This window comes from Microbispora rosea (assembly GCF_044460045.1).
GTDB classification, from domain to species: Bacteria; Actinomycetota; Actinomycetes; order Streptosporangiales; family Streptosporangiaceae; genus Microbispora; species Microbispora rosea.
Map to the genome: position 1 here is coordinate 149,423 of NZ_JBITJO010000008.1, position 21,638 is coordinate 171,060.

Below are 21,638 nucleotides of genomic sequence, written 5' to 3' on the forward strand. Positions count from 1 at the left end.
CGCCGCATGAGCGGCGACACCGAACGACCAGTGACGACGCGCACGTCGGAGCGCGGCGCGGCGACCCGGGGGGCTCTCCTGGACGCCGCGAAGCAGACGTTCATCACGAGCGGCTTCGCCGAGGCGGGCGTCACCGACGTCGTGGCCAGGGCCGGCGCCAGCGTCGGCAGCCTCTACCACCACTTCTCCGGCAAGGCCGATCTCTACCTGACGCTGTTCGAGGAGTTCCAGAAGCGGCAGACCCAGCGCACCCGGCAGGCCGTGCAGGAGGCCCGGGCGGCCGGGGAGACCGACCCCATGCCCCAGTTCCTCGCCGCCGCCCGGGCCTACCTGGAGGGCTGCCTCGCCGAGCGCGATCTCGCCGCGCTCTTCCTCCGCGGCGACGCCCCGCCCGGGTTCGAGGTCATCATGCGCGACCGTCTCCGGCAGTGGGCCAGGCGCACCGCGGCGCTGTTCGAGCACGAGGACGCCCTGGTCGTCGTCGTCACCGGCGCACTGGCGGCCGTCGTGCAGGAGGTCACGCTGTCCGACGACCCGGAACAGGCCCGGAGGATGACCGAGGACGCTCTTCGCATCATCGGCGATATTCGGCACGCCTGACGGCCGATACGGGCACCGCCCACTCCACCGACTAGTCTCGCCTTACGTGGGACGATTCACCCAGGGTTTCTACGGCTACGCGTTCGCGCTCTTCGTCTGCCTCGCCGCGGTCGGAGTGTTCCTGCTCGTCACGCCGCAGAGCCGCACCGAGCACATCCCGCGGGTGGACTTCTCGATCGACCGGGTCAACGCGGCGCGTACGGCGCCGTACGAGGTCGTCGCCCCGGACCGGGTGCCGGCCAATTGGGTGCCCAACAGCACGTCGCTGACCCAGAAGAACGGCGCCGTGACGTGGCGGCTGGGGTTCGCGACGGCCAAGCGGCAGCACGCCATGCTCGCCCAGAGCGACGAGAGGCCGTCCGCGGACTTCGTCAACCGCATGGCCAACACCGACAAGCCCGGCGGGAGCCGGCAGATCGACGGCGTGACGTGGGAAGAGCGGTTCCGTCAGGACAAGAACCAGCGGACGCTGGTCCGGGTCTTCCCCGATCACGCGGTGGTCGTCACCGGGACGGCCGACTGGGACGAGCTGACCGCCCTCGCCCGGACCCTCGCGCCGCAGCCCAAACCCTCTCCCGTGCCGTCATCGAGCTGAGCCCGGGTCCCCGCTGACGGTCGCCAGCAACTGCGCGACCAGGGGGCTCCGGTCGTCCTTACGCCAGCCGACGGCGACCCGGGTGCGCGCGTTGGGCTCGACGGTGCGGAAGGCGACGCCCTTGAGCCTGATGCGCCGGATGCTCGCCGGGGCCAGGGAGACGCCCAGGCCGGTCTCCACGAGGGCGCACACGGTCTGCCACTCCACCGCCCGCTGCGCGATCCAGGGGGTGAAACCGGCCGCCTCGCACAGGCCGACGATCTGGTCGTGAAGTCGCGGGCCGGCCGCGCGCGGCAGGAGCACGAAGGGCTCGTCCGCCAGCCGCGCGAGCCGTACGGTCCGCAGGGCGGCCAGCGGATGGGCGGACGGCAGCACCGCCACGAAGGGCTCCGTGAGCACCGTCCTGAAGCACAGTTCCGCCCCGTCGGCAGTGTCGCTGCCAGTGTCGCCGGCCGTGTCGCCCGCAGGGGGTTCGCGCAACAGGCCGACGTCGATGGTCTTGTCGCGCAGGGCGGCGATCTGCGGCGCGGTGGTCATCTCGCGGATGTCCAGACGGACGTCGGGGAGACGCTCCCGGAACGCGCGCAGCAGACCGGGCAGGACCGTCAGGGCGAGGGAGGCGGCGAAGCCGATCCGCAGGCGCCCGGCCCGGCCGCTGCCGACGGCCCGGGCGGCGGCCAGCCCGTCGGCGAGATCGGTGAGGGCGCGCCGGGCGGCGGGCAGCAGTTCGCGGCCCGCCGCGGTCAGCGCGACGCGTCCGGGTTCGCGGGTGAACAGCGCGTGGCCCACCTTGTCCTCCAGGCGGCGGATCTGCTGGCTGAGCGGCGGCTGGGCGATGCCCAGGCGGGCCGCGGCGTGGCCGAAGTGCAGTTCCTCGGCGAGCACGACGAAGGCGTGCAACTGGGCCAGGGGGAGTTCGGGGCGCACCATACGCCTAGAGATATCAGCCCATGTCCAAGGATGTATTAGACGTATGGCCGGGCGTCGGCCTAGCGTTCCGCGCATGACGGAGCGACGCGCGATCCTCGGCGGTTCGACGTTCGAGGAGCAGATCGGCTATGCCCGGGCCGTGGTGGACGGCGACCGGGTGCACGTTTCCGGGACGACCGGTTTCGACTACACCACCATGACGATCTCCGAGGACGTCGTGGAGCAGGCCGAACAGTGCCTGCGCACCATCGAGGCCGCGCTGGCCGAGGCGGGGTGCGGCCTCGCCGACGTGGTGCGGGTGCGCTACCTGCTGCCCGACCAGGCCGACTTCGAGCCGTGCTGGCCCGTCCTGCGCCGCCACTTCGGCGACGTGCGGCCGGCCGCCACGATGATGCAGTGCGGTCTGGCCGACCCCCGGATGAAGATCGAAATCGAGGTCGACGCGCGGCGGCCCGGGATCTGACGGCCCGGGATCTGACGGCCCGGGGTCTGACGGCCCGTGCCGTCACGCCGGACGTACGCTCACGCCGGTGGATCGCACCCGTACACGATCACCTCGACCAGGTTCCGGACGACGTCCCTGCTGACGTGCTCCGGGGGTGTGCTGACCAGGGTGAACAGCGCACCCCCGTAGAGCGCGATCATGGCGGGGATCTTCTCGCGTGGGATGTCGAGGCCGAGTTCGTCGTGGTGCCCGGCGGTGACCAGCGACGCCTTGTCCTGCAGGCACGCGAGAGCCGCCGCGAGCACCGGCCGGCGCGCGGCCTCCAGTTGCAGTTCGAAGATCGCCAGATAGCGGGTGCGCAGCGTGGTCGCCGCCATGAGCAACGATTCCGTCAACAGGTCGACCGGCGTGGCGGGCCGCTTGACGGCCTGGTCGGTGTCCGCGTGATGCAACTCGATGATGCGCTCCGCGGTGGCCACCAGCAGCGCTTCCCGTGTGCGGAAGTAGTTGGAAGCCGTTCCCGGCGGTAGATCCGCCGCCTTCTCCACCGCTCTGTGGGTCAGGCCGTGCACGCCCGACGACGCCAGCAGGTCGATGGCGGCATCGGTCAGGGCGCGCCGACGGGCCGGATTAGTGGGCGGCATGGGCAGATGGTACCAATAGCCGTACTAGTACGATCGTAGTGAATGAGCGGGAGGTCTCATGAGGATCGTGGTGGTCGGCGCCGGGCTCGGAGGAGTGGCGGCCGCGGTCGGGCTGCATCGCACAGGCCATGAGGTGACACTCCTCGAGCGGGCTGCCGAGCTGCGGGAAGCGGGCACCGGGATCGTGGTCATGCCCAACGGGCTTCGCGCGCTGGACACCCTGGGGCTGGCCGAGGACGTTCGCGGGCACGTCATCCATGCGGCCCGCGGAGGACTGCGGGACTGGCGCGGACGGCCGCTGCTGGTCACCGACCTGGTCAGGGCGCAGCAGGAGGGTGGAGCGAGACGGGAGATCGGGGCGCCCGTCATGATCGAGCGAGCGAAACTGCACCGATCGCTCCGCGCCCCGCTGCCGTCCGAGCTGGTGCGGACCACCACCCCCGTCAAGCGCCTGGAGTCCGACTCCACCGGAGTGACCGTGATCAGCGAAGGCGGTCCCGTCGCCAGGGCGGACGCGGTGATCGCGGCCGACGGCATCGGCAGCACGCTGCGTGCACAGCTCTTCCCCGGTCACCCCGGGCTGCGGCGGACCGGTCGATTGGACCTGCGCGGCATGCTGCCCCGCCCTCCCTGCATGGCACCGGACCTGCTCGTCAGCCAGTTGGTCGACCGGCGCAGCGGGGCGATGTTCGGCCTTTTCCCCGTCGGCGAGGACCACCTGTACTGGTTCACCGACTCCGCCCTGCACGGCCCGCCGCCGGGTGCGTACGAGGCGCGCCGGCAGATGCTGTCCCTGATGGCCGACTGGCACCCTCTCGTCGCGGCGCTGATCGAGGCGACCCCGCCCGCCGGCATCTACGTCGACCCGATCGCCCGCCTGGCCGAACCCCTGCCCTCGTTCGTGACCGGCAGGATCGCGCTCCTCGGCGATGCCGCGCACGCCATGTCACCCGACCTCGGCCAGGGCGCCAGCCAGGCGTTCGAAGACGCCGCCGCGCTGACCCGCCATCTGGCCGGCGCGGAGCCGGCCGACGTCGCCCGGCGGCTCCTGCGCTACGACGCCGAGCGCAGGCCCAGAGCCAATCGCATGATGGTGGCGGCGGCCCGGCAGTCGCGGCTGACCTCCCAGACCGGCGTGGCCGCGTGGCTACGCGACACGTTGCTGCGCGCTGTGCCGTCCCGGCTGGCCACCCGGCAGCTCGCCGCCCTCTGGCACGCCTAGCCCGCCCGGGGTCAGAAGGGAGCCTCCTCGGGGCCGTTCGGCTGGGGCTCCTGGCGCTGGGCCATCGCGGCGGCCAGCTTGGCACGGGCGCCCTGCAGCCACTCCTCGCAGATGGCCGCCAGCCGCTCTCCCCGCTCCCACAGCTCTATCGACTGCTCCAGAGTGAGCCCGCCGGTCTCCAGGCGGCGCACCACCTCGGTCAGCTCCTCGCGGGCCTGCTCGTACGACGGGGTCTGCTTCTCCGACGGGGTCCGCTTCTCCGACGGGGTCTGCTTGTCCTCAGCCACGTCCCCCACCTTAGAGGCCGGGACCGACACTCCGAGGCCTCTTAACTCTGTCCGCTTTGGGCATAAATCGTAGGCTTTGTCCGTTACTTAGAGGTACTAACCATTGTCGAGGGCGATGATCGGGGGGTCATCCTCATGTGTGGAATCAGCGGCTGGGTGGACTACGGACGCGATCTCCGTCGCGAGCGGGAGACCGTGCAGGCCATGACGGACACGATGGCGTGCCGCGGGCCCGACGCCGAAGGGATGTGGCTCACTCCGCACGCCGCGTTCGGCCACCGGCGGCTGGCCATCATCGACATCGAGGGCGGGCGCCAGCCCATGACCGCCGACGCCGGCGGCGAGGTCGTGGCCGCCCTGACCTACAGCGGAGAGGTCTACAACTTCAGGGAGCTGCGCGCCGAGCTCACCCGGAGCGGGCACCGCTTCCGGACCCAGAGCGACACCGAGGTCGTCCTGGAGGCGTACCTCGAATGGGGCGAGGACTTCGTCTCCCGGCTCAACGGCATGTACGCCTTCGCCATCTGGGACGCCCGCCGCGAGGAACTGCTGCTCGTGCGCGATCGCATGGGAATCAAGCCGCTGTACTACTACCCGACGGCGAACGGGGTGCTGTTCGGCTCCGAGCCCAAGGCCATCCTGGCCAACCCGCTCGCCGAGCGGGTGGTCGACGCCGACGGCCTGCGCGAGATCCTGGCCTTCGTCAAGACGCCCGAGTGCGCCGTCTTCCGGGGCATGTACGAGGTGCGGCCCGGCCAGGTGGTGAAGGTGCGGCGCGAGGGCCTGAGCAAGCGCCGCTACTGGCGGCTGGAGGCCCGCGAGCACACCGACGACCTGCAGACGACGATCAGGACCGTGCGCGAGCTGCTCGACGACATCGTCGAGCGGCAGCTCATCTCCGACGTGCCGCTGTGCACGCTGCTGTCCGGCGGGCTCGACTCCAGCGCGGTCACCGCGCTCGCGGCCCGCGCGCTGGCCGGCCAGGGCGGGGTGCGGTCGTTCTCCGTCGACTTCGCCGGCTACAGCGAGAACTTCCAGGCCGACGACATGCGCGACACCCCGGACACCCCGTACGTCCACGACGTCGTACGGCACGTCGGCTCCGATCACACCGACATCGTGCTGGACTCGGCCGACCTCATGGATCCCGCCGTGCGTGCGGCCGTCCTGCGGGCGCGGGACCTCCCGCTGGGCATCGGCGACATGGACACCTCGCTCTACCTGCTCTTCAAGGCGATCAGGGGGCACTCGACGGTGGCGCTGTCGGGGGAGTCCGCCGACGAGGTGTTCGGCGGCTACCGGTGGTTCCACGATCCCGAGGCGGTCAACTCCGGCACCTTCCCGTGGCTCGCGATGCGGGGCCAGACGGGACTGTCCACCCGGGGCGAGTTCCTGAACGAGGAACTGCTGCGCAAGCTCGACATCCCCGCCTACCGCGCCGACAGCTACCAGCGGGCGCTGGCCGAGGTGCCCCGGGTGCCGGGGGAGACCGGGCTGCAGAAGCGGATGCGCGAGGTCAGCTACCTGCACCTGACCCGGTTCGTGCAGATCCTGCTCGACCGCAAGGACCGCATGAGCATGGCCGTCGGCCTGGAGGTCCGGGTGCCGTTCTGCGACCACCGCCTGGTCGAGTACGTCTTCAACGCCCCCTGGGCCATAAAGACCTTCGACGGGCACGAGAAGAGCCTGCTGCGCGCGGCGACGGCCGACGTGCTGCCCCGCTCGGTGGTCGAGCGTCGCAAGGTGCCCTACCCCTCGACGCAGGACCCGGCGTACGAGCGTGCGCTGCGTGCCGAGGTGACCCGCGTGCTCGACGGGAGCCCGGCCATCGGCTGCCTGGTGGACGCGGGGAAGGTGCGCACGATCCTCGACCAGCCCCTGGGCGCGGTCAGCCTGCAGGGCGCCCGGACGTCGCTGGAGGGCATCCTGCAGATCAACGCGTGGCTCGGCGCCTACGACGTGCGTCTCGCGATCTGACCCGCCGCCGCCCGCGGCTCCGGTTCACGCGTCCTGGGCGGTCACGGTCACCCGGTCGTCGGAGAAGCGGATCGTGAGCTCGTCACCCGGCTTGACGTCCTCCGCCAGGCGGACGACCTCTCCGGAAGGACGCTGCGCGATGGCGTAACCCCGCTCCAGCGTGGCGGCGGGGGACAGGGCCACCAGCCGGGCCCTGAGATGTTCCAGCGAGTCGGCCGAGCGGTCCAGGGACGCCGAAAGGCAGCGCCTGGACCGCTCGCGCAGCGCGTCGACCTGCTCGGCCCGCCGGTCGAGCTCCCGGACGGGATCGGCGAGCGACGGCCGGGAGCGCACGGACTCGAGCCAGGACATCTCGCGCTCGACCCAGCCCCGCAGCACCCGGCGGCCCCGGTCCCTGAGCTGGTGGACGAGCGTGAGCTGCTCGCCCACGTCGGGCACGACCTTCTTGGCCGCGTCCGTCGGGGTCGAGGCGCGCACGTCGGCGACCAGATCGAGCAGCGGACTGTCCTGCTCGTGGCCGATCGCGCTCACCACCGGCGTACGGCAGGCCGCGACGGCCCGCACCAGCGACTCGTCGGAGAACGGCAGCAGGTCCTCCAGAGAGCCGCCGCCCCTGGCGATGATGATCACATCGACCTCGCGGTCGGCGTCGAGCTTGCGCAGCGCCTCGGTCACCTCGCCCACGGCGTACGACCCCTGGACGGCGACCTGCTCCACCTTGAACCGGACGGCGGGCCAGCGGCGGCGGGAGTTCTCCAGCACGTCACGCTCGGCCGCCGAGTCGCGCCCGCAGATGAGCCCGACGGTGCCCGGCAGGAACGGCAGCCGCCTCTTCCTGTCGACGTTGAACAGGCCCTCGCCCGCCAGCACCTGGCGGAGCCGTTCGAGCCGCGCCAGCAGTTCGCCGATGCCGACCGGGCGGATCTCCAGGGCCGTGAACGCGAACGAGCCCTTGTTGACCCAGAAGTCCGGCTTGACGTGCATCACGACGCGCGCGCCGTCGACGGGACGCGGCACGCTCGCCTCGTACACGCCCCGGGCGCAGGTGATCCTCGCCGAGACGTTGGCCACGGGATCGCGCAGCGTCAGGAAGACGGTGCCGCCCCGGGCGGTCAGCTCGGTGATCTGCCCTTCGACCCAGACGGTGCCCAGCTTGCCGATCCACTGGGCGACCATCTGCAGCACCGACCTGATCGGCAGCGGCGCCTCAGGAGACGTCTTCGCGCTCAAGTGCCCTCCTCGCCTGGCCCGGCTCGCATCTGCAGGCTAGCCGTACCTGCCGACAATCCACAGGCGACCAGGCGGAGGACGCCTCATCCGCCCGCCCGGCGTACGGCCGAGCGGGCGCGGCCCGGGATCAGGACTCGGACTGGAGCTTGGCCAGCCGGTTCTGGAACATCCGGACCACCTCGGGGCGGTTCAGGTGCGCCTGCTCGTAATCCAGCAGCGCGTGCACCTGCTCGGCCGACTTGCCGCGCATCCGGGCCCGCAGCGACGCCACGGTGAGGTTCGCGTAGCCCGGCATCGGCTCCGCCGCCTCGGCGGTCGTCTCCTCTGCCGCCGGCTGCTCCACGGACTGCTGCACGGGCTGCTGAACCGGCTCGGGCGCTGCCGCGGCGGGCTTCTTGCGCGTCCTGGTCGTCTTCGGCGCGGCGGTGACCGTGCTCTCGGTGCTCTCGGTGCTCTCGGTGGTTTCGGCGGCGGCCTTGCGGCGGGTGCGCGGCTTCTTCGGCGCGGCGGGCGCGGCCTCCTCCTGGGTCGCGGCGGCCTCAGCGGTTGCGGCGGGCTCGGCGCTTGCAGCAGGCTCGGCGGTTTCGGTGGTTTCTGTGGTTTCGGTGGCCTTGCGGCGGGTGCGCGGCTTCTTCGGCTCCGCGGCAGGGGCGGCCTCGGGCTTCGGCTCGGCTGCCGCCTCCACGGCCTCGACCGGAGTGGCGGTCTCCGCGGGCTTGGGGGTTTCGGCGGGCTTGGGGGCCTCGACGTTCTCGACGGCCGGAGGCTCGGCGGGCGCCGCCTCGGCGGGGGCGGTCTCCGCGGGCGCCGCCTCGGTCGTCGTCGCCTCGGTGGTCACCGCCTCGGCCTTCTCGGCCTTGCTCGGCCGGGGGGCGAAGATGACGGGCTCCCGGCGCGCGGGCCGCTCCCCGGCGGTCTGCCCGGTGGTCTGCCCGGTGGTCTGCTCTGCCGTCTCCTCGGTCCGCGGCGCCTCGGCGGTCTCGCGCCGCTCACCGTCCTGCGCCTCGCCACCGGCGAAGCGCTCCTTGATGGTGGTCTTGATCTTGTCGCCGGCCAGCAGCGCCTGTCCGACCCCGTTCAGAGCGGTCTGAAGAACGGTCGTTATTGCTCTAAGGACGGACATTTCGGCTCCCGGGGAGATGCGTATCTGGTACACCCAGTCTTGCAAGACCAGGGTCAAGAGGTGGCTCGCGTTCCACATAGCATAGGAACATGGACGTGCAGACCTCAGCGACCCGCCGTGTCCTGGTCGCCAAGCCCCGCGGTTACTGCGCGGGTGTCGACCGAGCGGTGCAGGCGGTCGAGCGGGCGCTTGAGCAGTATGGCGCGCCCATCTACGTACGCAAGCAGATCGTGCACAACACCCACGTCGTGAAGACGCTGGAGGAGCGCGGCGCCGTCTTCGTGGAGGAGACCGAGGAGGTCCCCGAGGGGGCCATCGTCGTCTTCTCCGCTCACGGTGTCGCGCCCGCCGTGCACGAGGAGGCCGCGAGCCGCAGTCTCCGGACCATCGACGCGACGTGCCCTCTGGTGACCAAGGTGCACAACGAGGCCAAGAGGTTCGCGGCCAAGGACTACGACATCCTGCTCATCGGGCACGAGGGGCACGAGGAGGTCGAGGGCACCGCGGGCGAGGCGCCCGAGCACATCCAGCTCGTGGACGGGCTCGACGGCGTCGAGGGCGTGTCCGTACGCGACCCGGAGAGGGTGGTCTGGCTCTCCCAGACGACCCTGTCGGTGGACGAGACCACCGAGACGGTCGCGCGGCTGCGGACGCGGTTCCCCAACCTCATCGACCCGCCGAGCGACGACATCTGCTACGCCACCTCCAACAGGCAGACCGCGGTCAAGCAGATCGCCGCCGAGTCGGACCTGGTCATCGTCGTCGGCTCGGGCAACTCCTCCAACTCCAAGCGCCTGGTCGAGGTCGCGAAGGACTACGGCGCCGCCGCGTCCTACCTCGTCGACGACGCCTCGTTCGTCCGGGACGAGTGGCTGGAGGGCGTGGCCACGGTCGGCCTGACCAGCGGCGCCTCTGTCCCGGAGGAACTCGTGCGGGGAGTGCTCGCCAAGCTGGCCGAGCACGGCTTCACCGAGGTCGAGGAGGTCGAGTCGGTGCAGGAGAGCATGCGGTTCGCCCTGCCTCACGAACTCCGCAAGGACCTCCGCGCGGTCTGATCGGCCTCAGGTCACGCCGGCTCAGTTCACTCCGGCCCAAGTCACGCCGGCGCAGCTCACTCGTCGGCGGCCTTGCCGTACACGCGGGGCTCGAAGTACCCCTCCGGCTCCGGGTCGAACGTGCGGGCCCGGCCACGGCGCGAACGGGAGCGGGCGGCCGGCGTCGGTTCGGGCGCGGCCCCGGCGCGCAGCTCCCTCAGGTTGGCGGGCAGGCCGCGCACCCACGCGATGCCCAGCGCCAGCGCGGCCCCGAGGAACAGCCACGGCGCGCCGGACGACAGCGCGGTGAACATCCCGAGCCCGAACGTCTGGAGCATCGACGCGGACCTGAGCGCCCGCAGGAGTTCCACCAGCAGCGCCGCGGCGAAGAAGACCAGCGGAGGCGTCACCACCAGCGGCAGCAGATCGCGGGGACGCACCAACAGGACCGCCGCGAGGCAACCGGCCACGAACGCGGGCCCGGGCAGGAACGGCATGCCCACCAGAGTGATCACGAAGAGCATGACGATCGCCCCCCGAGCGGTCAGCCGCAGCCCCGCTCGACCGGTGCCTGTCATCGGGCCCCCCTTACGACAAGTCTCGCGTCAATTTACCGTTCTGACGATGCGGGGGAGGGGGGCTTACCCGCTCTTCACCTTCGAGTTCGGGGATGGCGACCGGCCGGGGGACCTCCTCGACCGCCGAAGGGGCGTCGAGCGAGTAGTCCACGAGACCGAGGTCGTTCATTCTCCGCGCGCTGACCAGGACCCGGCTCTCCAGCGAGCCGACCGTCTGGTTGTACGCGGTGACCGCTCTCGTGAGCGCCTTGCCGAGGTTGTCCACGTGCCGTCCCAGACCGCCGAGCCGCTCGTACAGTTCCTTGCCCAAATCGAAGACGGCCTTGGCGTTCTCGCTGACCGCGGTCTGCTGCCAGGCGTACTGGGCCGTGCGGAGCATCGTGACGAGCGTCGTGGGAGTGGCGATGTGGACACGCCTGCGCATCGCGTACTCCAGCAGTCCCGGGTCGCGCTCCAGGGCGGGCGCGAGAAACGCCTCGCCGGGGATGAACAGGACCACGAACTCGGGCGACGGGTTGAACGCCTGCCAGTAGGACTTCGCGGCTAACCGGTCCACGTGCTCGCGCACGTGCCGCGCGTGGGCGTCCAGCCGGGCCGAGGCGAACGCGGGGTCGGCGGCCTCGGCCGCCTCCAGGTAGGCCGCGAGCGAGACCTTCGCGTCCACGACGACGTTCTTGCCGCCGCTGAGCCGTACGACCATGTCGGGCCGGACCACGCCATCACGGGTGACGGCGCTCACCTGCTCGTCGAAGTCGCAGAAGCGGGCCATTCCGGCGATCTCCGCCACCCGGCGCAGTTGCAGCTCTCCCCACCGCCCCCGGGCCTCCGGCCGCTGGAGCGCCCGCACCAGCGCGTCCGTCTGGGCCTTGAGCCGATCGGAGCTCTCCCGTACGAACTCCATCTGCTTGCTCAGCTCGGCGCGGGCGGCGCGGGCGCCCGACTCGCTCTCCCTGAGCTGGCTCTCCACCTTGGAGAGCGTCTCCCGCAGCGGCGCGACCAGGTTCTCGACCGCCTGCCTGCGCTGGTCGAGGTCCCCGGCCGCCTCGGCCCTCGTGGTGTTGAGCCGGTTCTCCGCGAGTTCGAGGAAACGCAGGTTGGCCACGTCGAGGGCGTGCGCGGAGATGGCCTGGAACCGCTCGGTGAGCTGGTTCTCCATGTAGGCCACCTTGTCCTCGGCCGCCCGCGTCCGCGCCTCGGCCTCGGCCACCCTGGCGGCCGCCTGGGCGGTCCGGCCCGCGGTCCGCATCCCGGCCAGGGCCGCGCCGACCACCACGCCGATCACCAGTCCCACTGCGAGCGCCACGACATCCACGGTCTGGATGATTTCAGGCATTGGCGTGCCAAACAGGGAGGCGCGCCTGGGAGCGGGCCGAGCCGGACCACGCGGCCGCCGATGTCCGGCGCACCCCCCGAGGCCCCTAAACTCGTGGTACGTGAGCCTGAGCATCGGGATCGTCGGCCTGCCCAACGTCGGCAAGTCCACGCTTTTCAACGCACTGACCAAGAGCGGGAACGCCCTGGCGGCCAACTACCCGTTCGCCACGATCGAGCCGAACGTGGGCATCGTCGGCGTGCCGGACGCCCGTCTGGACAAGCTGGCGGAGATCTACGGGTCCGCGCGCATCCTCCCGGCGAAGGTCGAGTTCGTCGACATCGCGGGCCTGGTGAAGGGCGCGTCGGAGGGCCAGGGCAGGGGCAACCAGTTCCTCGCCAACATCCGCGAGACCGACGCCATCTGCCAGGTCATCCGGGTCTTCTCCGACCCCGACGTCACCCACGTGGACGGCGAGGTGGCGCCGGAGCGCGACATCGAGACGATCAACACCGAGCTGATCCTCGCCGACCTGCAGACGATCGAGAAGGCGCTGCCCCGCCTGCAGAAGGAGGCGCGCAACAACAAGGACCGCAAGGTCCTCCTGGAGGCCGCCGAGGCCGCGGCGAAGCTGCTCGACACCGGCACGACCCTGTACGCCGGGGGCAAGGCGGCCGGGATCGACCTCGCCGACCTGCGCGAGCTCCATCTCCTCACGGCCAAGCCGTTCCTGTACGTGTTCAACCTCGACGCCGACGAGCTGATGGACGCCGACCTGCGGGCCAAGCTCTCGGCGATCGTGGCGCCGGCGGAGGCCGTGTTCCTCGACGCGAAGATCGAGTCCGAGCTGGTGGAGCTGCCCGACGACGAGGCGCTGGAGCTGCTGCAGTCCGTCGGCCAGGAGGAGTCGGGCCTCGCCCAGCTCGCCCGGGTCGGCTTCGAGACGCTCGGCCTGCAGACGTACCTGACGGCCGGCCCCAAGGAGGCCAGGGCCTGGACGATCCGCAAGGGCGCGACCGCGCCCGAGGCCGCCGGGGTCATCCACACCGACTTCCAGCGCGGTTTCATCAAGGCCGAGGTCATCTCGTTCGACGACCTGGTGGGGGCGGGTTCGATGACCGCGGCCAGGTCGGCGGGCAAGGCCCGCATCGAGGGCAAGGACTACGTGATGCGCGACGGCGACGTGGTGGAGTTCCGCTTCAACGTCTGAACCGGCGCCGTCCGCCGTGCTCGCGGCGAACGGCCGGCCGGGTGCGCGCCGCGGGCTGCGGCGCGGACCCGGCCGACCGGTGTCATCGCAGGCTCAGCTGCGCGACCACTTCTGGTTCGCGCCGCCGTTGCACGTCCAGATCACCAGCTGCGTGCCGTTGGCGGTGCCGCCGCCGTAGGCGTCCAGGCACTTGTTCGAGCCGACTCCGACGATCGTGCCGTCGGAGTTCAGCGTCCACTGCTGGTGGGTGCCGCCGTTGCAGTCGTAGATGTCGACCCGGGTCCCGTCCGCCGTGCCCTGCCCGTAGGCGTCCAGGCACTTGGTGCCGTAGACCATCAGCTGCTTGGACGGCGTGAGGGTCCAGGTCTGGTTGGCGCCGCTGTTGCAGTCCCAGAGCGCGACCTGGGTGCCGTTGGTCTGGGACTGGTTGGGGACGTCGACGCAGCGGCCGGAGGCCTGGCCCCTGATGGGGCCGACGCTGGTGTTGCCGTTTCCGCCGCTGGTCGCGGTGACGGAGAGGTTGTCGAACATGTCGGTCTGGTAGCCGACCACTCCGAGCCCGACCTGTCCGGCGAAGTAGGAGTTGTCCGTCACCGAGCCGAGCGCGGCGCCGTCGAGGGTGGCGCTGATCTGGTTGCCCGAGAAGCTGAGCGAGATCGTGTGCCAGGTGTTGGTCCCGAGCGAGCTCCGGGAGCCCGAGGTGAGGGTGCTCACCGTGCCGGACGTGGTGCTCTTGGCGATCGACCAGGCGCCGGAGTTGTTCAGCCGCAACTGGTAGGCCGCCTGGTGGCTCTGCGGGCGTGACTGCGTGTTCGCCCGCCCGAGCAGCGTGATGGTGCCGCCCTGCTGGAAGTTGACGTCCACGCTGACCTTGTAGTTGCTCCAGGACGGGTCGCCGACCAGGCCGAAGGCGTCGCTGTCGTCCTGCCATTCGATCGGACGCACGGGGGTCACCTGCTGCAGGCACTGACCGGCCCGGCCGCCGGCGCAGGGCCGGACCTCGAAGGCTCCCTGCATGTCGGAGAAGTACTTGGCCTCGGTGCGGGAGGCGTAGGCGTCGAAGTCGTCGGAGTACGGCAGAGCCAGCGGCGCGCTCGCCGGTCCGGCCGCCGTGCCCTTGCCCTGACCGGTGGTCGTGGTCACCGAGTAGATCCGGTTCGGCTGCATGGTGAGCGAGTAGGAGCCGTTGCTGGGGGTGATGTCCGGCTGCCTGACGAACCAGTCGGCGGGGTTGTTCGAGCCGAGGTTGGTGGACCAGACGTGCACGGTGCCGGTGCTCAGCCCGCCGGTCACGTTGACGTTCACGGTCTGCGTGGTCGTCGACGTGCTGGTCTCGTAGATGGTCGAGTAGTCGGTGTTGTTCGTGGACTTCAGAGAGATGTAGCTGCCGTTGCTCCGGTTCCCGCCGAGGTATCCGCTCGCGGAGCCGGTGAGGAAGCGCCAGCCCGGCTGGGTGAACTGGGCGACCTGGGCGTTCGCCCACAGGCTGCGGCCCAGCTGGTAGGAGCCCGACCACGGCGAGTTGGCGACCGCCAGGGCGGTGGTGTTGAAGGGCAGGTTCGGGTAGAGCGCGGCCACCAGCGGCCAGTTGACGAAGCCCGTCATCTGGCCGTCGAGGTATCCGCGGGTGATGCTGCGGATGTAGGGGGCCGAGCCGCTGATGTAGTCCTGCGATCCGAACTCGCTGTTCCAGATCGGCTTGCCGGTGGCCACGGCGTTCGCGCTGGACGGACACGAGGTGGCGTCGCCCAGGTAGCCGCACAGGTAGTGCGACCCGACCACGCCGACCGCGGCCTTGAAGGCCGGGTCGCTCAGCATGTCGTCGGCGGTGGACAGGCCGAAGCTGTCGTCGCCGACGATCTGCACGTTGCCGTAGCCGTTGGAGTCGAGGGCCGACCGGAGGTTCTTGTACCAGGTCTTGTTGTGCCCGCGCTCGTTCCATCCGCCGATGTAGTTGATCGTCAGGCCGTGCTGCTTGGCGCAGTTGAGCCAGGAGATGTCGTAGTCGATCATGTCCTGGGACCAGAAGTTCCCGCCGCCGATCCAGCCCGGCGCGGTCCACGGCAGCGCGATCAGCTTGATGTTCGGGTTGCGGGCCACCGCCTGCTCGCCCAGCCAGAACTCGTAGCCGACGTTGCAGTTGATGTCGCCGCGGGTGTGCTGGATGCTGGGCTCGGAGCCGTCGGTGGAGTTGGCGTCACCGCCGATCTCCAGTTTCAGCAACTGCACCGCCGCGCCGTACCCGGGCTTGAACAGGTAGTCCAGGATCTGGGAGCGCTGCGTCTCCGGGTAGTCGATGAGCAGCCGGGAGTTGCCGCCGCCGCCGCTGATCGCCCCCACTCCGTCGAACGTGCGTCCCGTCGAGCCGCCGTTCACCGTGATGGTCGTCGTGGCCGCCTGGGCCGCCGGCGCGGTCATCACCACGGCGCCGGCGCCGGTCACGGCCGCCGTGACCGTCGCCATGATGATGCGGACCCATTTCCTGTCGCCGACTGGTCGACGTTTGCGCATGCCGGACCTCCGGGGCTGTCCGTGTGGGGGATGAGTGAGGGCGGTTCACCAGCCCTGCTGGATCGCTTTCTGTTGGAAGCCGTTTGAAAATGTCAGAGCGGTCAGGGCATGTCAAGGCACGGTCAGGAGGGAAAGATGGCGTGTGAACGTGGCTGAACTGGCGTGCAGCAGAAACGCGCCTGACGGCTGTCGCCCGCGATGAAAGTTTCAGGCGTGCGCGTACGTTCGGTTGCGCTCGGTTATGGCAGAGATTGTTGGAACGCGTGTCACTGAGGTTCGCGCTGCTCAGATGGTGCTCAGACGAGGTCGCGGTAGTAGTAGAACATCGGCTCGGCCGCCCCGGGTTCGGTGTTGGCGAAGCCGTGCGCCTCGTAGAAGCGGCGCGTGTCGGTGTCCTCGCCGTCGACGTTGATCGCGAGGATGTCCGCGCCGCGTTCCCGCGCGAGGCGGCACGCCTCCTCCAGCAGGGCGTGCCCGAACCGCCGTCCGCGCAGGCCGGGCCGCACGTACAGCTCGTCCAGGACCGCGGCCGGACCCTCGTGCCAGACGTCGGGCCGGAAGGTCAGAACCGCGACGCCGACGGCCGGTTCGCCGGTGAGAAGGGCGACGAGGTGGTCTCCGCCGATCAGCCGGCGCAGGCGTGCCGTGAGCACGTCCGTTCCCGGTGACGGCGCGTCGAACTCGCGGTTGAAGGCGTCCAGCAACTCGGCGACGGCAGCGGCGTCGGCCGCCGTCGCCTGCCGTACCGGATGCTCTTGCTGCGGTATGGCCACCTCCGCATACTTCCTGACCGGCTCGGCGGACTGCACGATATTTTGCGGGCGACGGCGGACGCCGCCTACGACCTCGAACGGCCTTGAGGCGACCGGGTCGCGCAAAAGCGGCGGTCATGGCGGTGAGCGGCATCACCCGCCACACCTCTCCCTCCGGTCAGATCCTCCATGGCCAGCGGAAACGCTTGGGTCAACTGCCCTAGACGCATTCGTGAGGTTCGTTGAAGCATCGAGATGAGGCCGTTTGGCGCATAGTCGTCGTTTGAATCCCTTTTCGTGACAAATCTCTTCGCTGCCGTAATCCGGCACAGCGGAAGGGGATGTCGGCCGAATTCGGGCACCGGGAAAAGCCCAGGTGGCCTGACCTGGCGAGGCCCGATCGGGCCCAAGGAGGGGACCATGCATCGGAAAACCAGACAGCTGGCTCTCGCGGCGATTTTCGCCTCGACGCTCACGGCCGGAGGAGTCGCGCTGCTCGGCGGCGCCGCCTCCGCGGCCACCGGCGCCCTGGGGTCGGCGTGGGCGCCGCAGGCGGGCGAGCCCGGCGGCTGGGTGCGGGCGACGTCGTACACCACCACCATCAGCGACCCGCTGCTGGCGGCCGAGGCCATGCCCGTGATCGGGACGATGCAGAGCGGCATGCCGATGCTCACGGTCGCGGAGTTCCCGGGCATGGGCGCCGCGTCGATGGAGCAGATGGCAGAGGAGGCCCGCCAGAGCATCAGGGACGAGGCGAGCAGCGCCAGACAGCAGATCATGCAGGACGCGGCGAGCGCGCAGCAGCGCATCGAGCAGATGTCCCAGCGCGCGCAGCAGGAGTTGTCGGAGCAGGAGCAGTCGCAGTCGTCCGCGGGCGAGTCGCAGAGCTCCGATCTGCCGGAGAGCGCTCCTGGCAGCGCTCTGGGCAGTGCGCCGGAGAACGTCCCTCCCGAGATCTCGGCTCCGGAGAACGTTCCGCCCGCGGGCATCCCACCGGTGGGCATCCCGCCGGCGTCGAGTGAGTCGTCCTCCTCGTCCTCCTCCGAGGCGTGCCAGTGAGGGCGCAGGCGTAGTGGTTCGGCAGGCACGACGGCCCCGCCCGGCGGGGCCGTCGTCGCACGTACGGTCGGTTTCGATATGCCTGCGAGCTGCGAAGACAGCAATAGGTGGCGGTTAGGTAATCGATGCCCTCGCTGGCCAGGCGTAACGTGCTTTTCCGCGGAGTGGATAGGTGTGGGGCGTCTCTACGGGATGTGGACCTGGTTTGCTCGGTCGCGGCGATGCTTGCACCATGGGCGTGGCTTACCTGGAAGAATTGGCGAGGCCGCTAGGGTGAATACTTCAATGCGGTTAACCGGATCGAGAGCAAGAGGAAACCGCGCCAGCCGGAGGGATCGGCGCGAGCGGAGGCGTGATGGCTCGCAGGTCAGACGTCCAGCAGGATCCGCGGATCGCTGGCGACCCTGACCCGTACCCACTGGAAGGTTTCGAGGCGGCGAGCACCGCGCACGGCACGGCCCCCCGTCGCAGAGGCTGGAGCGGTGGTGGAGGCCGCTGGCTCGTCTGGACGGGGCGGGTCATCCTCTGGGCGCTGATCGTCGTCATCGTGGTCAACGGCGTCCGCGCTCCGTTCGAACGGCTGACACAGGACGACCCGGCCGGCGTGACCCCCACCGGCACGGCGACGTCCGGATTCCCCGCGACGCAGGCGGCGGCCTTCGCCAACCAGTTCGCGGCGGTCTACCTCAACTACGACGCGGCCAATCCCCAGCAGCGCGCGGAACGGCTGAGGTCGTTCCTGCCCGAGGGCGCCGACGAGCAGTTCGGCTGGAACGGCTACGGACGCATGTCGGCGGGGGCCTTCCAGTTCGCCGGGATCGACGTGATCGACGACCACAACGCGCGGGTGACCGTGACGTACCAGTCGGGGGGCAGCCGCGGTCTGCTGTCCGTGCCGGTCTACTACGACAACGGCGGGTTCGTGGTCTCGGCCCAGCCGGCTCTGCTGCCCGCGCCGGGGCCGGCGGGCCTGCCGCAGCTCCCGGACCCCGACCGCGACTCCGCCACCGAGGCCGAACTGCGTCCCCAGCTCGAAGGCTTCTTCAAGGCGTACGCCGCGGGCAACCAGGTCGACCTCCAGCGCTACGTCGCGAGCGGGGTGACCGTCAACGGGTTCAACGGCGAGTTCACCCTCGCCGAGCTGAAGGACGTGGTGGTCCCGCCGGACGGCGCCGACAGCAGGAAGGTCACGGCCGTGGTCGTGTGGGCGGTGGCGTCCGGACAGTCGACGGCGGTCGCGAGCCCGTCGCAGGACCCGGCGGCGCAGCCGGCCGGTCTCGAACAGGCCTATCAGCTGACGATCGAGAAGCAGGGCGGCAAGTGGTTCGTCAGGGACATCCAGGGTGCGAACCGGTCCGTGGGGTAGCGCATGCCCGGCAAAGACATCGCTGATCCATCCCCCCGGGAGGGCGAGAGTTGATACTGAAGACCATCGCGGACCACTTTCTTGATCTTGCCGCGCCGTCACCGGCGCCGACGACGGGCATCAACACCGAAGGTCTCGCCGACTTCCTCCGGAAGTTCTTCGCTCCGCTCTTCCTCGCGGTCGTCTCCGTCGTGGCGATCTTCTTCCTCTTCACCCGCGAGATCACCAGGTTCGTCCAGTTCATCATCCTGGCGATCGCGATCGGCGTGATCTTCTACGTTCCCAACATCATCGAGGTGACGGCGAAGGCGATCGCGGGCGCACTTGGCATCAAGTGATCGGGCGGAGAGGAGGTTCGGGGTGGATCTGCCCACGTATACCAATATCTGGCGTATTGAGAAGCGGCTGTACAAGCTGTACGACCTACGGCTGCCGATGCCGCTTCCGGTCGTCTGGATCGGTGTGTTCGTGGGTGTCTCCGTGCCGTGGTGGGTCTTCCTCTACCTGATCGGACTGCCGTTCGCGGCCCCCTGGCACGTCATCTACCTCGTCCCTCCGGGCGTGCTCACCTGGCTGTCCACCCGCCCCGTCATCGAGAGCAAGCGCCTCACCGAGTTGCTGCAGTCGCAGCTCCGCTACATGAGCGAGCCCCGGACGTGGTGCCGCATGGCCCCGTTCGACGAGCCGGACGAGGTCGCCGTGACGGCGCGTGTCTGGCGGACCACGCCGCCGGTCGCGGCGCCGCACGGCAGCGCGGCCCGCAAGGCGCGCCGCGCGGTCTCGGTCAAGGTGCCCGTCCCGAAGGTCTCAAGGAGCGGCGCACGGGTGGCCTCGGGGGCCGCCGCGCGAGTGGACGCGCATCCGGTGGACCCATCACGTGTCGTACGCCCTGCCGTGGCGGCCGCGGCCGCCGCCGCCGTGCCGGTCACCGACACGGCTCCCGCCCCCCTGCCCCGAAGCGGTGCCGCCGCCCGGGCCGGCGCCACCGGTGAGCGCGTTTTCTACCTCACGGAGCCGCCCACGTCGCCTGCGCCCCCCGCGCCCACGCCGCTCGCGCCCTCTCCGCGCCCGCCGGAGCGCGAACGCGACCCGCACGAGGGACACAGCGAGGGACTCAGCGAGGGACCTGCCGCTCGCGAGCCGCAGGCTCCGCAGGAGCCGCCAGAGCCTCAGGAGGCCCCGGAGAGCCGCGAAGAGAGCCGCGAAGAGGGACCTGTGCAGCAGGCGCCCTCCGCCGTCCCGCCCATCGGCACCGAGACGCTGCGCCGCCTGCGCAGGCTCGCCGCTTCGGCCGAACCCCGCGCCGAAGGGCCCTCCGACGTCGCCTCCTCCACCGAGCCGGCCGCCGTGGAGCCCGCGCACGACGCCGAGGCCCTTGAGCAGCATCGCAAGGGCCGTCCGCCGCGCCTCGTGCGGCCCCGGGTGCCGGGCGGCGCAGGGGACGAGCCTGCGGGCGAGGCGCCGGTCCCCGGGGACACTGTTCCCGGCGACGCGGAGGCCGCATCTGCGGAGGCCACTCCTGTGGACGCCGCGGCCGAGCACGCATCGGCGGACACGCAGAAGGATCTCCCGGACGAGCCCGCTTCCGGCGCGCGCCCCGCTGCCCACCCCGCTGCCCACCCCGCTGCCCACCCCGTGCGGGAGGCGACGCACCCCACGGGGGCCAGGCCGTACGAGGGCGCGACGGGCAAGGGGGACGTGGCGCCGCCCCCGGCGGGTCCGGCGGCAGTGTCGATCCGGGCCGTGCCCTCGGGGCCCCGCGCCGCCGGCCCGGCCGGTCCCGCGCGGCCGTCGCTGCCCACCCCCGCGACGACCACCCCCGGCAGGCCGGCGCACGAGGAGCCGCCGCGGCTGCGCCGCGTCGAGTCCGTCGTCGGGCGTGACAACTCGGGGGGCTGGCGGCGCCTGGCGCAGGTCGTCGTGGGCGGCAGCCGTACGGACGGCATGGAGGTCGACGAGGCCCGGACCCGCGTCCCGCTCAGCACGAGCAGGCGGATCATGGTGCTCGGCTGCACGGGCGGCGCCGGGCAGACGACCACGGCGTTAATGCTGGGCCACACACTGGCCCGTTACCGCGATGACCGTGTGCTCGCGCTGGACGCGAACACCGGAGAGGACACGCTCACGACGAGGATCTCCGCCGAGTCCCCCGAGACGCTGAGCTCGCTCATCGAGAGCTCCGAAGGGGTGACCGGCTACCTCGGCATGCGGGCGTACACGACGCGCTGCGAATCGGGACTGGAGGTCGTCGGCGCGGACACCGACGACCGGGTGACGCAGCGCCTGGCCGAACGCACTTTCCTGGCCGACTGGCGCAGGACGCTCGCCGCGCTCGACCGGCACTACCGGCTTACCGTGATCGACCCCGCGGCCGCGCTGGCGGCCCGGCTCCTGCCGTACGCCGACCAGCTCGTGCTGGTCGCCCCCGCGAGCGAGGACGCCTCCGAGGCGGTGGCGATGACCTACGAGTGGCTCGACGGACACGGCTGCTCCGACCTGCGGCGTCGCGCCGTGATGGTGATCAACGGCGTGAGCCGCCGCAGCCTCCCCGACGTGGAGCAGGCCGAGGCGGTGGCCAGCGGCCGCTGCCGGGCGATCGTCCGGGTGCCCTGGGAGGACGAGCTGGCCCCAGGGCGGCCGGGACCGGTCGATGTCAATCACCTCCGAATGGGCGGCCGCAGGGCGTACGTTGCGCTTGCGGGTGTGATCGTGAGCGGCCTGGCGGCTGTCCAGGCCAAGCAGGAGGTGGCCAGATGAGGGGCG

The 21,638-nt window shown here is 70.8% G+C and carries 20 protein-coding genes; 11 read left to right on the forward strand and 9 right to left on the reverse strand.

The window, feature by feature from the left end; genetic code table 11:
- The first annotated feature begins 6 nt into the window (after positions 1 to 6).
- The gene (locus ACIBK1_RS29730) at positions 7 to 600 is read left to right on the forward strand and encodes a TetR/AcrR family transcriptional regulator (RefSeq protein WP_030507529.1); all 594 of its coding nucleotides are present in this window, start codon (positions 7 to 9) and stop codon (positions 598 to 600) included.
- Positions 601 to 646: 46 nt separating this feature from the next.
- Positions 647 to 1,195, forward strand: coding sequence for a DUF4245 domain-containing protein (locus tag ACIBK1_RS29735; protein ID WP_396739004.1), 549 nt, complete (start codon positions 647 to 649; stop codon positions 1,193 to 1,195).
- Here ACIBK1_RS29735 and ACIBK1_RS29740 read toward each other — a convergent pair.
- The gene (locus ACIBK1_RS29740) at positions 1,184 to 2,125 is read right to left on the reverse strand and encodes a LysR family transcriptional regulator (RefSeq protein ID WP_396739006.1); all 942 of its coding nucleotides are present in this window, start codon (positions 2,123 to 2,125) and stop codon (positions 1,184 to 1,186) included. The genes ACIBK1_RS29735 and ACIBK1_RS29740 overlap by 12 nt on opposite strands.
- Positions 2,126 to 2,198: 73 nt before the next feature.
- Between ACIBK1_RS29740 and ACIBK1_RS29745 the strand changes: the two genes are divergently transcribed.
- Positions 2,199 to 2,588, forward strand: a complete 390-nt coding sequence (locus ACIBK1_RS29745) for a RidA family protein (RefSeq protein ID WP_030507526.1) — start codon at positions 2,199 to 2,201, stop codon at positions 2,586 to 2,588.
- Between the two features lie 59 nt (positions 2,589 to 2,647).
- Here ACIBK1_RS29745 and ACIBK1_RS29750 read toward each other — a convergent pair whose 3' ends face one another.
- Entirely contained in the window at positions 2,648 to 3,214 is a 567-nt protein-coding gene (locus ACIBK1_RS29750) for a TetR/AcrR family transcriptional regulator (RefSeq protein WP_396739008.1), read from the reverse strand.
- 58 nt (positions 3,215 to 3,272) lie between these two features.
- Between ACIBK1_RS29750 and ACIBK1_RS29755 the strand changes: the two genes are divergently transcribed.
- Positions 3,273 to 4,436, forward strand: coding sequence for an FAD-dependent oxidoreductase (locus ACIBK1_RS29755; protein WP_030507524.1), 1,164 nt, complete (start codon positions 3,273 to 3,275; stop codon positions 4,434 to 4,436).
- 11 nt (positions 4,437 to 4,447) lie between these two features.
- On the opposite strand, the gene ACIBK1_RS29760 is transcribed toward ACIBK1_RS29755, so the two are convergent.
- Entirely contained in the window at positions 4,448 to 4,723 is a 276-nt protein-coding gene (locus tag ACIBK1_RS29760) for an exodeoxyribonuclease VII small subunit (protein ID WP_051761617.1), read from the reverse strand.
- A 135-nt stretch (positions 4,724 to 4,858) separates the two neighbouring features.
- Between ACIBK1_RS29760 and asnB the strand changes: the two genes are divergently transcribed.
- Positions 4,859 to 6,700: an asparagine synthase (glutamine-hydrolyzing) gene (gene asnB / locus ACIBK1_RS29765; protein ID WP_396739010.1), complete on the forward strand. Its 1,842-nt coding sequence runs from the start codon at positions 4,859 to 4,861 to the stop codon at positions 6,698 to 6,700.
- Positions 6,701 to 6,724: 24 nt separating this feature from the next.
- On the opposite strand, the gene xseA is transcribed toward asnB, so the two are convergent.
- Positions 6,725 to 7,930 carry an exodeoxyribonuclease VII large subunit gene (gene xseA / locus ACIBK1_RS29770; protein ID WP_030507521.1) on the reverse strand — a complete coding sequence of 402 codons (1,206 nt, stop codon included), beginning with the start codon at positions 7,928 to 7,930 and terminating at the stop codon, positions 6,725 to 6,727.
- A 127-nt stretch (positions 7,931 to 8,057) separates the two neighbouring features.
- Positions 8,058 to 9,053, reverse strand: coding sequence for a hypothetical protein (locus tag ACIBK1_RS29775; RefSeq protein WP_396739012.1), 996 nt, complete (start codon positions 9,051 to 9,053; stop codon positions 8,058 to 8,060).
- 89 nt (positions 9,054 to 9,142) lie between these two features.
- Here ACIBK1_RS29775 and ACIBK1_RS29780 point away from each other — a divergent pair, with 89 nt between their 5' ends.
- A complete protein-coding gene (locus tag ACIBK1_RS29780) occupies positions 9,143 to 10,108 on the forward strand; it encodes a 4-hydroxy-3-methylbut-2-enyl diphosphate reductase (protein ID WP_030507519.1) in 966 nt (321 codons plus the stop codon).
- A 56-nt stretch (positions 10,109 to 10,164) separates the two neighbouring features.
- Here ACIBK1_RS29780 and ACIBK1_RS29785 read toward each other — a convergent pair whose 3' ends face one another.
- Both ACIBK1_RS29785 and ACIBK1_RS29790 read right to left on the reverse strand, forming a co-directional pair.
- Positions 10,165 to 10,665 (reverse strand): DUF6542 domain-containing protein, encoded by a 501-nt coding sequence (locus tag ACIBK1_RS29785; protein ID WP_396739014.1) that lies wholly within the window; start codon positions 10,663 to 10,665, stop codon positions 10,165 to 10,167.
- 10 nt (positions 10,666 to 10,675) lie between these two features.
- On the reverse strand, positions 10,676 to 11,911 hold the full coding sequence (locus ACIBK1_RS29790; RefSeq protein WP_396739138.1) for a DNA recombination protein RmuC: 1,236 nt from the start codon (positions 11,909 to 11,911) through the stop codon (positions 10,676 to 10,678).
- Positions 11,912 to 12,098: 187 nt separating this feature from the next.
- Here ACIBK1_RS29790 and ychF point away from each other — a divergent pair, with 187 nt between their 5' ends.
- Entirely contained in the window at positions 12,099 to 13,187 is a 1,089-nt protein-coding gene (ychF, locus tag ACIBK1_RS29795; protein WP_030507516.1) for a redox-regulated ATPase YchF, read from the forward strand.
- Positions 13,188 to 13,280: 93 nt separating this feature from the next.
- Here ychF and ACIBK1_RS29800 read toward each other — a convergent pair whose 3' ends face one another.
- Both ACIBK1_RS29800 and ACIBK1_RS29805 read right to left on the reverse strand, forming a co-directional pair.
- Positions 13,281 to 15,698 carry an RICIN domain-containing protein gene (locus ACIBK1_RS29800; RefSeq protein ID WP_357316696.1) on the reverse strand — a complete coding sequence of 806 codons (2,418 nt, stop codon included), beginning with the start codon at positions 15,696 to 15,698 and terminating at the stop codon, positions 13,281 to 13,283.
- A 296-nt stretch (positions 15,699 to 15,994) separates the two neighbouring features.
- The gene (locus ACIBK1_RS29805) at positions 15,995 to 16,471 is read right to left on the reverse strand and encodes a GNAT family N-acetyltransferase (protein ID WP_396739017.1); all 477 of its coding nucleotides are present in this window, start codon (positions 16,469 to 16,471) and stop codon (positions 15,995 to 15,997) included.
- 399 nt (positions 16,472 to 16,870) lie between these two features.
- Here ACIBK1_RS29805 and ACIBK1_RS29810 point away from each other — a divergent pair, with 399 nt between their 5' ends.
- From ACIBK1_RS29810 to ACIBK1_RS29825, 4 genes are all read left to right on the forward strand, one after another.
- A complete protein-coding gene (locus tag ACIBK1_RS29810; RefSeq protein WP_396739019.1) occupies positions 16,871 to 17,509 on the forward strand; it encodes a hypothetical protein in 639 nt (212 codons plus the stop codon).
- Positions 17,510 to 17,864: 355 nt separating this feature from the next.
- Positions 17,865 to 18,875: a conjugal transfer protein gene (locus ACIBK1_RS29815; RefSeq protein ID WP_030507512.1), complete on the forward strand. Its 1,011-nt coding sequence runs from the start codon at positions 17,865 to 17,867 to the stop codon at positions 18,873 to 18,875.
- Between the two features lie 65 nt (positions 18,876 to 18,940).
- Positions 18,941 to 19,213, forward strand: a complete 273-nt coding sequence (locus tag ACIBK1_RS29820; RefSeq protein WP_197042569.1) for a hypothetical protein — start codon at positions 18,941 to 18,943, stop codon at positions 19,211 to 19,213.
- A gap of 22 nt (positions 19,214 to 19,235) precedes the next feature.
- Complete coding sequence (locus ACIBK1_RS29825) at positions 19,236 to 21,632, forward strand: TcpE family conjugal transfer membrane protein (protein WP_396739021.1); 2,397 nt, start codon at positions 19,236 to 19,238, stop codon at positions 21,630 to 21,632.
- Positions 21,633 to 21,638: the final 6 nt, after the last annotated feature.